This window comes from Negativicoccus succinicivorans (assembly GCF_018372215.1).
In the GTDB taxonomy this organism is placed as follows: domain Bacteria; phylum Bacillota; class Negativicutes; order Veillonellales; family Negativicoccaceae; genus Negativicoccus.
Map to the genome: position 1 here is coordinate 82785 of NZ_JAHAJN010000001.1, position 12696 is coordinate 95480.

The 12696-nt window shown below is 47.6% G+C and carries 11 protein-coding genes; 10 read left to right on the plus strand and 1 reads right to left on the minus strand.

The features are described 5' to 3' along the window. The first annotated feature begins 153 nt into the window (after nucleotides 1-153). From glyQ to trmFO, 10 genes are all read left to right on the plus strand, one after another. Nucleotides 154-1038 (plus strand): glycine--tRNA ligase subunit alpha, encoded by an 885-nt coding sequence (glyQ, locus tag KIB08_RS00420; protein WP_303988282.1) that lies wholly within the window; start codon nucleotides 154-156, stop codon nucleotides 1036-1038. Beyond that, nucleotides 1031-3076, plus strand: a complete 2046-nt coding sequence (gene glyS / locus KIB08_RS00425) for a glycine--tRNA ligase subunit beta (protein ID WP_303988284.1) — start codon at nucleotides 1031-1033, stop codon at nucleotides 3074-3076. Before glyQ ends, glyS begins: the two co-directional genes overlap by 8 nt. 101 nt (nucleotides 3077-3177) lie before the next feature. Beyond that, on the plus strand, nucleotides 3178-3519 hold the full coding sequence (rplS, locus tag KIB08_RS00430; protein ID WP_303988286.1) for a 50S ribosomal protein L19: 342 nt from the start codon (nucleotides 3178-3180) through the stop codon (nucleotides 3517-3519). A 107-nt stretch (nucleotides 3520-3626) separates the two neighbouring features. After that, nucleotides 3627-4493, plus strand: a complete 867-nt coding sequence (gene ylqF / locus KIB08_RS00435) for a ribosome biogenesis GTPase YlqF (protein ID WP_303988289.1) — start codon at nucleotides 3627-3629, stop codon at nucleotides 4491-4493. Further along, on the plus strand, nucleotides 4486-5265 hold the full coding sequence (locus tag KIB08_RS00440) for a ribonuclease HII (protein WP_303988291.1): 780 nt from the start codon (nucleotides 4486-4488) through the stop codon (nucleotides 5263-5265). Before ylqF ends, KIB08_RS00440 begins: the two co-directional genes overlap by 8 nt. A gap of 33 nt (nucleotides 5266-5298) precedes the next feature. Then, a complete protein-coding gene (locus KIB08_RS00445; protein WP_303988293.1) occupies nucleotides 5299-5652 on the plus strand; it encodes a YraN family protein in 354 nt (117 codons plus the stop codon). A gap of 10 nt (nucleotides 5653-5662) precedes the next feature. Further along, nucleotides 5663-7183 (plus strand): YifB family Mg chelatase-like AAA ATPase, encoded by a 1521-nt coding sequence (locus tag KIB08_RS00450; RefSeq protein WP_303988295.1) that lies wholly within the window; start codon nucleotides 5663-5665, stop codon nucleotides 7181-7183. Nucleotides 7184-7242: 59 nt separating this feature from the next. Next, entirely contained in the window at nucleotides 7243-8340 is a 1098-nt protein-coding gene (dprA, locus tag KIB08_RS00455; RefSeq protein WP_303988297.1) for a DNA-processing protein DprA, read from the plus strand. Between the two features lie 9 nt (nucleotides 8341-8349). Next, a complete protein-coding gene (gene topA / locus KIB08_RS00460) occupies nucleotides 8350-10521 on the plus strand; it encodes a type I DNA topoisomerase (protein ID WP_303988299.1) in 2172 nt (723 codons plus the stop codon). Continuing rightward, the gene (gene trmFO, locus KIB08_RS00465) at nucleotides 10499-11824 is read left to right on the plus strand and encodes a methylenetetrahydrofolate--tRNA-(uracil(54)-C(5))-methyltransferase (FADH(2)-oxidizing) TrmFO (RefSeq protein WP_303988301.1); all 1326 of its coding nucleotides are present in this window, start codon (nucleotides 10499-10501) and stop codon (nucleotides 11822-11824) included. Before topA ends, trmFO begins: the two co-directional genes overlap by 23 nt. A gap of 24 nt (nucleotides 11825-11848) precedes the next feature. Here trmFO and lgt read toward each other — a convergent pair whose 3' ends face one another. Continuing rightward, entirely contained in the window at nucleotides 11849-12664 is an 816-nt protein-coding gene (gene lgt / locus KIB08_RS00470) for a prolipoprotein diacylglyceryl transferase (RefSeq protein WP_303988303.1), read from the minus strand. Between the last annotated feature and the right edge of the window lie 32 nt (nucleotides 12665-12696).

Consider the following 12696-nt stretch of genomic DNA (forward strand, 5'->3'; position numbering starts at 1 on the left):
GCGCTTTGGAGCTGCGGCAGGAAATCGTAAGATAGTAAAGGCCGCTATATCATTAAGTGGGTCAATGACCAATGAGGGTGGAACCGCGGGTATACTCGTCCCTGTAACAATTGTTACAGGGACTTTTTTATTTGCAAAGCAGAGGAGGAAATGATGACCTTCCAAGAAATGATTTTGACATTACAACGCTATTGGTCGGAAGCAGGTTGTTTGATTCAGCAGCCGTACGATGTGGAAAAAGGTGCCGGTACGATGAATCCTGCGACATTTTTGCGGGCATTGGGGCCGGAACCGTGGCACGTAGCGTATGTTGAGCCGTCACGGCGTCCGGCGGATGGTCGCTATGGCGATAATCCTAATCGACTGTATCAACATCACCAATTTCAGGTAATTATGAAGCCGTCTCCCGATCGGATCCAGGAAATGTACTTGGAAAGTTTGGAAAAACTCGGTATTCGCACAATCGAACACGACATTCGCTTTGTCGAAGATAATTGGGAATCGCCGACATTAGGAGCCTGGGGATTGGGCTGGGAAGTATGGCTTGACGGTATGGAAATCACTCAGTTCACTTATTTCCAACAGGTGGGCAGCGTTGATATGAATCCGGTTGCCGTCGAAATTACTTACGGCTTGGAACGTCTTGCCATGTATATCCAAGGCAAGGAAAATGTGTATGATATCGTCTGGTCCGGCGATGTTACTTACGGCGATATTTTCCATCAAAATGAATATGAGCAGTCTGTCTATAATTTTGAGTTGGCAGATATTAACCTTTTGTTTGATTTATTCAATAAATATGAAGCGGAAGCGGTACGTATTATTGGTGCCGGTAAAGTTTTGCCGGCGTATGATTATGTATTGAAATGTTCGCATGTTTTCAACCTTTTGGATGCGCGTGGCGCCATCAGTATCAGTGAACGCACTGCGTTTATCGGACGCGTGCGTAAACTGGCCAGACTTTGTGCGCATGCCTACCTTGTACAGCGTGAAGAACTGGGATATCCGTTGTTGAAAGGAGCGTCTCGGCATGAATAATACTTTATTGTTCGAAATCGGTACGGAAGAAATTCCGGCGAAATTTATGCCGCGTATTCTTGATGAATTGCGTACGCGGGCGGAAACAATGCTTGCCGATGCTCGTTTATCGTTTGCCTCGTTAAAAACAGTCGGAACACCACGACGTCTGGCACTCATTGTGGAGGATTTAGCAGATCGTCAGCCGGACATGGTTGAAGAAAATCGTGGGCCGTCGGTAGCCATCGCGTTTGATGAAAATCACAACCCGACCAAAGCTGCACAGGGATTTGCTCGCGGTCAAGGCATCCATCCTTCTGAACTGATCGAAAGAGATAATTACGTGTATGCGCACATCAAAAAAGAAGGTCAAACGGCGCAGGTTATTTTGGTGAACTTGTTACCGGAATTGATCCAATCGCTACAATTCCCCAAAAGCATGAAGTGGGGGAGCGAAAGCTTCCGTTTTGTACGTCCGATTCGCTGGCTCGTGGCGCTTTTTAATGCGGAAGTGATCCCATTTACACTCGCGGGCGTGGCCTCTGGAAATACCACTCGCGGGCATCGTTTCCTGGGGGAAGAAAATGTCGTAGTTCCCCAAGCAAGCGATTATGATCAGATGTTGCGCGAGCAGCATGTTATCGTCGATCCCTCCGAACGTCGTCTGATGATTACCCAAGGTTTGCAAAAGCTTGCTGAAGAACAGCATGCGACTGTGGTGGAAGATGAAGATCTGTTAACGGAAATCGTCTTCCTTGTCGAATATCCGACACCGCTTTGCGGTCATTTTGAAGAACGCTATTTAGAGCTGCCGGAAGCGGCAGTGGTTACGCCGATGAAAGATCATCAACGCTATTTTCCGCTGCGTGATCGGGAAGGCCGACTCTTACCACTGTTTTTGACAGTACGTAACGGCTCCGATGAACATTTGGATACTGTACAGGCGGGTAATGAAAGAGTCTTACGAGCTCGTTTGGCGGATGCGGAATTCTTCTTTAATGAGGATCGTAAAAAGAGTTTGGTCGATCGATATGATGCATTGCAACGTATCGTTTATCAGGAAAATCTCGGAACGATGCAAGATAAAACCGAGCGTTTGCAAAAGATTACGCAAGCGCTCGGTGAAGCGTATGCGCTGACGCCGGAGGAAAAGAAATTATTGCAACGTGCGACACATCTCGCCAAAACCGATTTGGCGACAGCACTTGTTACAGAGTTCACGGAATTGCAAGGGGAGATCGGTAAAGAATACGCTCTGTTGGACGGTGAACCGGAAGAAACGGCGCAAGCAATCTTTGAACAATACTTACCGCGATTTGCAGGCGACATCTTGCCCTCTACCAAGCTGGGTGAAGTATTGAGCCTTGCCGATAAATTGGATAATATCGTCGCGACATTCAGTCAGGGGCATGCACCGACCGGCTCACAAGATCCGTTTGCGTTGCGCCGGCAGGCGATCGGGATTGTGCAAATCGCCGTCCAAAGTAAAACTCACTGGTGTTTACGTAAAATGGTTGCTGCCGTTGCCAAAACACTCGGTGACGTGCCGGCAGATGTGCAGGAGCAAGTGGTTGCTTTTATAATGCAACGACTGCAAACAATTTTGAGCGATGAGAGCTTGTCATACGATCAAATCGATGCCGTTCTTGCAGGGGATGATACTGATATTTACAGTGTCTACGGTAAAGCGCACGCGTTGGCAGACACCGGATTTGTCAAAGATATGGAACTTCGCCAAGCGTTTCGTCGTGTCGTGAATTTGGTAAAAGAACCGCAGCAGGGGAAAGTTCAATCGGAGCTTTTTGAAAGTGATGAAGAGAAAAAATTGTATGCTGCGTATGAATTGGCAGCCCCCAAAATTGAAGCCGCTTATGCGAACCAGGATTATGCTGCCGTGTATCAGGAGTTACAGCCGTTAGTCGCACCGATTAATGAATTTTTTGATCATGTCATTGTCATGGCGGATAGCGAAAAAATTCGCCAAAACCGCTTGCTGATCTTGCAAAACATTGCCGATTTGCTTACGACATGGTTCGATATTAAAAAACTAGTAGAATAGCTTGCTTTATTAAGGGTGATATGATAAAATATCACTGTTATTTTGGATAGTCCTCTGTTCACCAGGTGGTGGGCAAGAATGTCCGGTAGGAGGAGAACGATATGAACATCATTCAACAATTGGAACAAGAACAGTTGCGTTCGGACATTCCGGATTTCCGTGCCGGTGATACGGTTCGCGTCCACGCCAAAGTCGTCGAAGGTAATCGTGAACGTATTCAGATTTTTGAAGGCGTTGTCTTGGCGCGCAAAAATGGCGGTGTCCGTGAAACTTTCACAGTGCGTCGTATTGCGTCCGGCGTCGGTGTAGAACGTACATTCCTTGTACATTCCCCGCGTGTGGCCAAAATCGAAGTCAAAAACCGCGGCATCGTACGTCGCGCAAAACTGTACTATCTGCGTCGTTTGACCGGTAAAGCGGCTCGTATTCGTGAACGTCGCTAAGAGTAAGTGAAAAGGACTGTATATACAGTCCTTTTTTTATATAATAAAATAGAAGAGGCATTGTCGATTATTGATTTATCATAGGATATAAATAAAGGAGGTGCATCATGCTTATCCAATGGTTTCCCGGGCACATGGCCAAAGCGCAACGTCTAATTAAAGAGCAGCTAAAAGCTATCGATGTCGTCGTGGAGCTGAGGGATGCACGTGTGCCCGCTTCGAGCGAAAATCCGTTGCTGCGTGAACTGATTCAGACAAAGCCACGGATTTTATTATTAAATAAAGCCGATTTGGCAGATCCCAAAATTTCTGCACAATGGCAACAATATTTTGCCAAGCGAGGAATTACGACGCTACTCATAGACAGCACGTCTAAGTCCAGTCGTAAGCGTTTGATTCAGGAAATTCGGCAAGCGGCAGCACCATTACTTGAACGCTGGAAGCGTCGAGGTATTCGAGCGCGTTCCGTGCGTACGATGATTTTAGGGATTCCCAACGTCGGTAAATCGACGCTTATTAATACGCTGGCTAAAAGTTATATTGCTCATACGGCCAATCGTCCCGGTAAAACGCGCGGCCAACAGTGGGTAAAGTTGGCGGATGGCGTTGAATTGATGGATACACCGGGTGTTTTATGGCCGAAGTTTGAAGATCCTGTGGTGGGTCAAAAGTTGGCCGCCACCGGCGCCATCACCGATGAAGTGTTTGATGCGGAAGATGTAGTCAGAAATCTGCTGACTTATATCGATGAAAACTACCCGGGTGCTCTTATGGAACGCTATGGAATTCAAACAGAATCGGGGACACCTGATGAATGGTTAACGGAAATTGCTAAAAAACGAGGTGCATTGCTACCCAAAGGTGAATATGACCACCATAAGGCACGCCAATTCGTTTTGGGTGATTTTCGTCAATTACGGCTGGGTAAAATCAGTTTAGAGACCCCGCCTGCCGAGGCAAGCCAAAATGGCTGAGCAGAAAAAAGAAACAATTGCCATGATTCGTTCACGTTTGGCAGAAGTACCCACCCCGGAAGAGTTATTACGCTGGAGTTTGGATGGTCGCCTGGGTGTTCGGCAGGCTTTGCAGCAATACGCGCGTCGCCAGAACAAGGTGCGTCAGGAACACGAGCGTTTACGAGCTCTCTATCGATATGAGGAGCATTGGTATGCACAAGGCAAACTGCATATTGCCGGCACCGATGAAGCGGGACGCGGACCGGTAGCCGGTCCGGTGACGGTGGCTGCAGTTATTTTGCCGCCGCATGCTATGTTGGACGGACTCAACGATTCTAAAAAGCTTTCGGCTGTGAAGCGGGAAAAATTATTCAAAGAAATTATTGAAACTGCTGTTGCCTATAAAATTTTGCATATTCCTGTCGAAGTCATTGATTCCGTCAACATTTATCAGGCAGTACTTGACGGCATGCAGGCCGCGACTATGTCATTACAACCGGCGGCACAAGTGCTGCTGTCAGATGCCATGCCGGTTACCTTACCGATTCCGGTGCAGGCGATTATTCGGGGCGATTCGCAAAGTGCTTCCATTGCGGCAGCCTCTATTTTGGCGAAAGTCAGTCGTGACCATTTAATGGAAGAGTTGGATATACAATATCCGCAATACGGCTTTGCTACTCATAAAGGCTATCTTACGGAACATCATTTAAGTATGTTAAAAAAATACGGGCCGTCACCGGTTCATCGTAAAAGTTTTGAACCGATTAAAAGTATGATCAATGCATTCTAATGGATGCGCAATACACCGAAGGAAGAGGTTTGCGTGAGTCGACATAATGATTTAGGGGCAGAAGGGGAAGCGCTTGCCGCCTCATATTTGGAAACGCAGGGATATTGTATTCGAGCACGTAATTTTCGTAGCGGTAAGGGTGAAATCGACATCATCGCAAGCGACGGTAACACACTTGTGTTTGTCGAAGTGAAAACACGCTCTACCGAACGTTTTGGTCTGCCGCGTGAAGCGGTCACGCCTTTTAAACAAAACATGTTACGCAAAACTGCGATGGCCTATTTAGTTCAACTGCCAAAAGAGATACCGTGCCGCTTTGACGTTGTGGAAATTCAAATACACGCCAACGGAACCTATCAACTAAATCAGCTGAAAAACGCTTTTTAGGAGGAGAAATATGTTTGCACGAGTGTTTGGAGCCACCACGTTCGGATTAAGCGGACATTTGATTTTAGTCGAAGTGGATTTAGCTAACGGCTTGCCTGCGTATGATATTGTCGGCTTACCGACGCAGGCTGTTAGGGAGTCCAAAGAAAGAGTGCGCCCTGCACTGAAAAACTCCGGGCTGGAGTTTCCGTTGCGTAAGATTACTGTGAATTTGGCTCCGGCTGATTTGAAAAAAGAAGGGGCGGGACTGGACTTAGCGATTGCGATAGGCATACTCGCAGCCGGCGGAACGTTACAACGAGAGAGCTTGGCAGATACGGTCAGTATCGGTGAACTGGCATTGGACGGCAAGGTGCGTCCCGTTAACGGTGTCTTGCCGATGGTCATTGCTGCCAAAGAATCGGGTAAAAAACGTTTTTTTGTCGCACCGCAAAATGTGCAGGAAGCTCTTTTATGTAACGGTATTGAAGTTTATGCAGTCACTTCCTTGCGAGACTTGGTTCGTTATTTGCAAGGTGAAATCGTTTGGAAAGCGGCAGTGCCCGAATCCGAACAGGAAGATGTGCCGGAGGTGAATGAAGACTTCGCGGAGGTGCAGGGGCAAATTATGGCGAAACGCGCGTTGGAAATTGCCGCGGCTGGCGGGCATAATGTCTTAATGATCGGACCGCCGGGTTCAGGCAAAACGATGCTGGCGCGTAGAATCAATTCCATTTTGCCGCCGCTTTCACATGAAGAAGCACTGGAAGTGACTAAAATTTACAGCGTGGCAGGCTTGTTTGATGTGTCGCGGACAGCTGCATTGCACGCCCGACCGTTTCGCAGTCCGCATCATACCGTATCGACGGCAGCCTTAATCGGTGGTGGCAGCATTCCCAAGCCGGGAGAAGTCACACTCAGTCATAAAGGTGTATTGTTTCTTGATGAATTACCGGAATTTCCGCGTTCTGTTTTAGAAGTGTTACGCCAGCCACTGGAAGATCGAGTTGTCCATATATCACGTGTGAATGCCAGCCTGACGTATCCTGCCGATTTTATTTTAATCAGTGCGATGAATCCGTGTCCCTGCGGGTTTAACGGTGATCCGGACAAAGAATGCACCTGCTCGAGCGGTGATATTCGCCGTTACTTGCGCAAAATTTCAGGACCATTGCTGGATCGTATCGATCTGCATGTAAGTGTGCAACGACCGAAGTACACGGAACTTACCGCGACCCGTGCGGAAGAATCGTCAGAGGTCATTCGCGCTCGTGTTAAGTTGGCCCGTGAGAGACAGGCAAAACGCTTGGCTATTTACGGGATGCGCACGAACTCCCAAATGCAACATCGCCAGATTAAAGAAACATGTGGAATGACACCACGTGCGCAACAAATTCTGGCGGATGTATTTAATCGTCTGCATTTAAGTGCACGTGCTTACGACCGAATCATAAAAGTGTCACGTACAATTGCCGATCTGCAGGGCAAAGACATCATCGATGCGGAGCAAATTGCGGAAGCAGTAAGTTACCGTGCACAAGACAAGGAGTAGAGAAGTGTTATGATTTCTACTCGAAGGAATAAACTATTTTATTTAAGTCGGTGAATAAAATGGACATGAAAAGGGAAGAAGTATACGCGGCGGCGCTGCAAAAGACGGCGTATGTAGGTGCGGTCAAATTACGTCAACTGATTCGTTTTTTCGGTAGTTTCGAAGCGATTTGGCAAGCTTCCGAAAAGGCGTTACTGGCATCCCATACATTAGGGCCTAAATCGCTCGCAGGATTTTTGGCGCAACGAAAAATGATTGAACCCGAAAAGATTTGGGAGGCCAATCAAAAATGGGGCGTCATCTTACTGACCTTTCAAGATGCCGATTTTCCCAAACGTTTACAGAATGATCCTCATGCGCCGGCCATACTTGCATATCGTGGTACGTGGCGAGAACCGGAAAAAGCGATCGCCATCGTCGGTTCGCGCAAGCCGACGCCGTATGGGATTAATGCCGCGCGTTTGTTTGCCGGAGAGCTGAGTAAGGCAGGTGTTGCTATCATCAGCGGCGGTGCACGCGGTATAGATTCCACAAGTCATCGGGCTGCGCTTCCTGACGGGTATACGATTTGTGTGTTGGCTTGTGGTTTGGATATTCCCTATCCGCCGGAAAATAAGTCATTATTTGATGAAATCGCGCAACACGGTGTAGTGATATCGGAATATGCGTTGGGAACCAAACCGTTGGGGCGACAATTTCCGGCACGCAATCGCATCATCAGCGGATTAAGCGACGGGGTGTTGGTTATTGAAGCGGCGAAACGCAGCGGCACATTGATTACGGCAGACTTTGCTTTGGAGGCGGGGCGTGATGTATTCGCGGTTCCAGGCAGCATTTTTTCACCGATGTCGGTGGGCACGCATCACTTATTGCGACAAGGAGCGGCGTTGGCCGCGGAGCCAAACGATATTTTACGCGAATATAATTGGTTGGATACGGAGCGTGAAGTGGGCTCGGTAACCGGTCCGGATTTGACACCGACCGAGGAATTAGTGTACCGTTGTTGCCAGTTGGAGAAAACAGTCGACATGGATACGATTATTCTTCGTTCCGCTTTACACCCGACAGAAGCGAACTATATATTGCTACAATTAGAATTAAAAGGACTTATACAACAATGTGGAAATCAAAAATATATGGCAATGATTTCCAGATAGGAGGCAGCATTGTCCATTAAACGCACAATTTCAATCGGACGCAAAAACAGTGCCGGTAAGCCGGCTGTTGTCAAGGCACCGAAATGGGAGCGCACACCGAATCCGAGCGGGAAACATCTCGTGATTGTGGAGTCTCCCGCCAAGGCGAAAACGATTGAAAAAATTCTCGGTAAAAATTATAAAGTTATGGCCAGCATGGGACATTTGCGCGATTTACCGAAAAACTCGCTCGGTGTCGATGTGGACAACGGATTTATGCCGCGGTATACGAATGTTTCCGATCGCCATGATGTAATTTCCCATTTACGTGCGGAAGCTAATAGATCGCGCGATGTTATCCTCGCCACTGACCCTGACCGCGAGGGAGAAGCTATTTCTCATCATTTGTCGGTGCTGTTGGATGTTCCGGCGGATGAGAATGTGCGAATTACATTTAATGAAATTACGCCGCATGCGATCAAAGAAGCGATCGCCCAGCCGCGTCCGATTGATGAGCAGAGAGTAGATGCTCAACAGGCACGTCGGGTTCTTGACAGGCTTGTCGGTTATAAATTAAGCCCTTTTCTTTGGAAAAAAGTATTTCGCGGTCTAAGCGCGGGACGCGTGCAGTCGGTGGCAGTGCGTTTGATTTGTGAACGCGAAGAAGAAATCAAGGCATTTGTACCGGAGGAATACTGGTCTATTGAAGCCAATTATCATGCCGGCAAAGGCAAATCATTTACCGCCAAGGTAGTTCGGTATGACGACAAAGAGTTGGCCGTTGCGCAGGAAAGCGTCGCCAGCGACTTAGTCGAAGAATTGAAAGCGGCGGACGCGTATGTCGAAAAACTGACACGAGGTCAGCAACGCCGTCGACCGCAAGCGCCGTTCACTACCAGTACGATGCAACAAGACAGTGTCAACCGACTGAATTTCGGTGCGCGCAAGACCATGATGATTGCGCAGCAATTGTATGAAGGTCTGGATATTCGTGGCACTCATGTCGGCTTGATTACTTACATGCGTACCGACTCTGTACGAATCGCGGAAGAGATGCAGAAAGAAGCAAAGCAGTACATTACCGAAACTTATGGTAAAGAGTACGTACCTGAATCACCGAATAAATACTCGAAGCAACAGCAGAGTCAAGATGCGCATGAGGCGATTCGTCCGACGTCCTTAGCATATTCTCCCGCGGAAGTCGCCCCCTTTTTAAATCGGGATCAGCTGAAATTATATACGTTGATTTGGAATCGTTTTCTGGCCAGTCAAATGACGCCGCAAATTGCGCAACGTTTAACCGTGACCATTCGCGCCGGAAAATTTGAGCTGCGCGCCGTAGGCCGTCATATTATTTTTGACGGTTTCACCGCAGTTTACGGGACGAAAGATAAAAAAGAAGAAACGATTTTACCGGAGTTGCACAAAGATGATGCGCTGACGGTCAAAAAAATCGAGGCGAAACAACACTTCACGCAACCGCCGGCAAGGTATACGGAAGCAAGCTTAATTAAACTTTTGGAAGAAAAAGGAATCGGTCGCCCGAGTACATATGCGCCGATTTTGGATACCATTCAAAAACGCAACTATGTCGAAAAGCGTGATAAAGCATTTATTCCCACGGAACTGGGTTTTGTTGTGGTGGATCTTCTGAAACGCTTTTTCAGCAAGGTCGTTGATGTTAAATTCACCTCGCGTATGGAAGAGGAATTGGATAAAATTGCCGAGGGTGAACTAAGCTACGAACAACTGTTGGAAAGCTTTTACAAAGTATTTGCACAGGAACTTTCCGACGCGGAACAAAAAATCGACAAAGTGAAAGTTATGGAGCAGGAATCCGATGTTATCTGCGATAAATGCGGCGCTAAAATGATTTATAAATTTGGCAGGTATGGGAAATTCTTAGCATGCCCGAATTTCCCGGAATGTAAAAATACTAAGCCGCTTACCGATCCGATCGGTATTGCCTGTCCGAAATGCAAAAAAGGACACATCGTTCGCCGTAAATCCAAACGTGGCCGTGTTTTCTATGGTTGCGATCGGTATCCGGAATGCGATTTGGCATTGTGGAATGAACCGGTGGATCAATTTTGTAAGGAATGCGGATCGATTATGGTAAAAAAGAAGACACGCCAACGGGGCGAAGAAATTATTTGCAGCAACAAGGAGTGCCCGACGCATGGCAGCCATAAGAAAAAATGAAGTGATTACCGTCATCGGTGCCGGACTGGCGGGGTGTGAAGCCGCTTGGCAGGCAGCGCAAGAAGGAGTACGTGTTCGCTTACTGGAAATGAAACCGAAACGGTATACACCGGCACACACTTTGCCGCATTTTGCCGAACTCGTTTGCAGCAATTCGTTGCGTGCGGCAGAAATTACGAATGCGGTAGGACTTTTGAAGGAAGAAATGCGGCAATTGAATTCGCTTATCATGCAGGCGGCTGATACGCATCAAGTGCCGGCCGGCGGTGCACTTGCCGTTGATCGGGAAGGCTATGCGCAGGCAGTGACCGATGCGATCAAAAACCATCCCTTGATCGAAGTGGTTACGGAAGAGGTCATGTCCATCCCGGAAGACGGTATTGTAATCGTTGCCACCGGTCCGCTTACGGATGGTAAGTTAGCGGAGTCGATCGCAGCATTCAGCGGGGAAGACTATTTCCACTTTTTTGATGCCGCGGCGCCAATTGTGTATTTAGAGTCATTGAACCAAGATATAGTGTATCGCGCTTCGCGTTACAATAAAGGTCCGGCAGCATATCTCAACTGTCCATTCAATAAAGAAGAATATTTGCGCTTTCGCGAAGAACTTATCGCAGCGGAGGTAGCGGGCCAACATCATTTTGAAAAAGGCGAAATATTTGAAGGCTGCATGCCGATTGAAGTGCTCGGTAATCGCGGAGAAGATACCATGCGATTCGGACCGTTGAAGCCGGTAGGTTTGCCGGATCCGCGTACGGGCGAAGAACCGTATGCGGTGGTTCAATTGCGCCAGGATAATGCAGAAGGCACGTTATACAATCTTGTCGGTTTTCAGACACATCTGAAATGGGGCGAACAAAAGCGGATTTTCCGCATGATTCCCGGCATGGAAAATGCGGAATTCGCGCGTTTCGGCGTAATGCATCGCAACAGCTATATTAATTCCCCAAAGCTACTTCAAGCGACATTGCAAACTAAAAAACGCCCTACCTTGTTTTTTGCGGGACAAATTACCGGCGTGGAGGGGTATGTGGAATCTGCCGCTGCCGGTTTGCTTGCCGGTCGTAACGCGGCACGTTTGCTGCATGGTAAAATGCTTTGGGAACCGCCGGCAACAACGGCAATCGGTAGTTTGATGCAATATATCTCGACCGATAACAAAGATAACTTCCAACCAATGAATGTAAATTTCGGCTTAATCGCTCCGTTAGCTAAGCGCGTTCCTAAAAAAGAAAAGAACATGGCACTTGCTAATCGGGCCTTGGAAGCATTGCAGGTGGCGATTGCCAATGACGAAATCTGAAATAAAAAATGACGTCGATTGACGTCATTTTTTATTGCGTTTACTCGCCTTTGTCGGAGTAGGTGGAACGGCTTTTTGCGGTTTGCGGTACGCGAAGTATACAAATGCACTCAGGGCAGCGAAAAAAGCAATAAGAGAAGTCAGTTGCGCCGACTTTAACTCCCATAGCAGTGTTCCATAATCGCCGCGTAAAAATTCCAAACCGAAGCGCGCTATTGAATACAACATAATGTAGAGCGCGAATACCTGCCCTTTGGCATGAGAGCGCAATGAATAAGCAAGTAAGATGACAAAGATCAGAACATCAATTTGGCCTTCCCAAATTTCTGCCGGCCATAGGGGTTGTGCGCCATATGTGTGATACGCAAGTGTAGTTTCGGGATATAGGATACCAAATGAACCGCCGGTCGGATGACCGAAGGCATCACCGTTCATGAGATTCGCCATGCGTCCGACACTCTGGCCCATGACAATGGCAGGTGCAACCAGGTCGGCAAAGTCTAAAATATCGACGCGGCGTTTACGTAAATAGTACAGAGCGGCTAAAATACCGAACAATAAACCACCCTGAATGGCCATGCCGCCTTGCCATACAAACGGAATTTCTAAAAGGTGATCTTGGTAGTAGTCCCAGTCAAAAAAGAAAACATCCCAAAGACGACCGCCAATAATTCCCCAGAGTCCGCAGTAAACGGTAAGATCCCAAATGTATTCCGAATAACGTCCCGCTTTGCGTGTGAAATAATAGGCAAGCAGGCCGCCGGTAATAATTCCCAGAGCAAAAAACAATCCGTAGCTGCGAATCGGAAATGAGCCGATAAAAAACAGATATTGATGCATAAATTCTCCTTAAACACTTTCAATAATCTTAT